Origin of the sequence: Vibrio sp. 10N.239.312.C11 (assembly GCF_041466065.1) — a bacterium.
Classification (GTDB): domain Bacteria; phylum Pseudomonadota; class Gammaproteobacteria; order Enterobacterales; family Vibrionaceae; genus Vibrio; species Vibrio tasmaniensis_A.
The window spans coordinates 1-1,336 of record NZ_JBFSRZ010000137.1 but is presented as its reverse complement, the minus strand read 5'-3'; the positions used below and the strand labels follow the sequence as shown (position 1 = coordinate 1,336).

Sequence of the window (1,336 nt, the reverse complement as noted above, 5' to 3'; positions counted from 1 at the left end):
TGATCAGATCGTAGGTTCTTGATTTAGTTCCATTGAATTACGCAACAAAGCCATGAACCGATCTAAAGCACTCCATTGTGTCATGATATTCATTGTCAGTCGGGCACCACCTACCGTGAAGGAGCCAACTGATTTTCTGCTTACCGTTATTTCATCGCCACTCCAAATAGAGTTAAGATTTGCTGTCTGAGACATGATTCGACTATTCAGCAACACTCCTCCTTCACTAGAACCAAGATAAGCATTGGGAATATGTTCGCTTAAATCACTGAGCAAAGCCTCTATGGTACTGTCTTCGAAGATCAGAGAATCAAGTACGGGTTTTTTCGGCTTACTAGAGTCGTGAGCTATCAAAGCATTCACTAGTTCATCATATGCCTCATCTAAATCGATAGATTTCTCTATCTGAGCCTTTTTCTTGTCATGAAGTCTTGATCTAATCGCGTACTCTTTTAGTCGGCTTTGGTAATGCTCCATATTTTCTCTATGGAATAACTTAATCCCTTTCGTAAGTAAATTTTCTACAGACGATTTTCGTTCCCCAGACTCGGCAATGCTCAGTGACATCAAAGAGACTGGAGCAATTTTACCCGTAGGCAGCTCTACATTTATCAAGCCCTGCAATGCTACAGATACAGCACTGATCGTGGTCAAATACACCATAGGTGATGGTGCTTGAGTAATATCTGCTGCTTCGTTAAACGCCTTAGCTATTAAGTCTGATTTAGCGACATTCGGGGGAATTTCACAATTTACTGGAAAGTAAATTTGGCGTTGCTGTCTCATATACAATCCTTCGAGTTAACCATTATCTTGGGGCGAAAATTCAGCATTAACTGTAGATTGATGCTTCATCAGATTGATCCAAATAATGATTCCTTCCATTTGCCACCCAACAGCTCTAGCTCCTAGCTTAATTTTAGGTGGGAATGTTGGATCAAATCTTGATGAGTTAGGGTTTTGTTTTTCGTAGATAGTGGTACGGGAAAGACCTGTTAGCGATATTAGATCTCTTAAGCGTAAGATTCGGTTTGTGTGATGTGCTAATTGTTCTTGTTGCATCTGATTTCTCCCAAATGGTTCGATGGGAGAAGTAAACAGCAACGTCGAGAATAAGTCATAGGAGATAGGCGTCATTTAGAGGAAAAAAACGACTACACCCCTTATATTTAAAGGGCTTAAACTCCTTTCATTTTGTTTTGTATTGGTCTGGACGTATAATTTTTTCAGCTGCTTGTGCATATGTCGAATTGATTTCAAGCTCTTCTATTGCACTCGTAATGATCCGCACCAGCAGTTTTGGACACTGAGTTAAGTGAGTACAATCACTAATGAG

At 40.1% G+C, this 1,336-nt stretch carries 2 protein-coding genes; both read right to left on the bottom strand.

Annotated features, from left to right (window positions below; translation table 11 throughout):
- Nucleotides 1–3: 3 nt before the first annotated feature.
- Nucleotides 4–786, bottom strand: coding sequence for a DUF3987 domain-containing protein (locus AB6D07_RS22970; protein WP_372140765.1), 783 nt, complete (start codon nucleotides 784–786; stop codon nucleotides 4–6).
- A 15-nt stretch (nucleotides 787–801) separates the two neighbouring features.
- A complete protein-coding gene (locus AB6D07_RS22965) occupies nucleotides 802–1,062 on the bottom strand; it encodes an AlpA family transcriptional regulator (protein ID WP_048667397.1) in 261 nt (86 codons plus the stop codon).
- Nucleotides 1,063–1,336 lie beyond the last annotated feature (274 nt).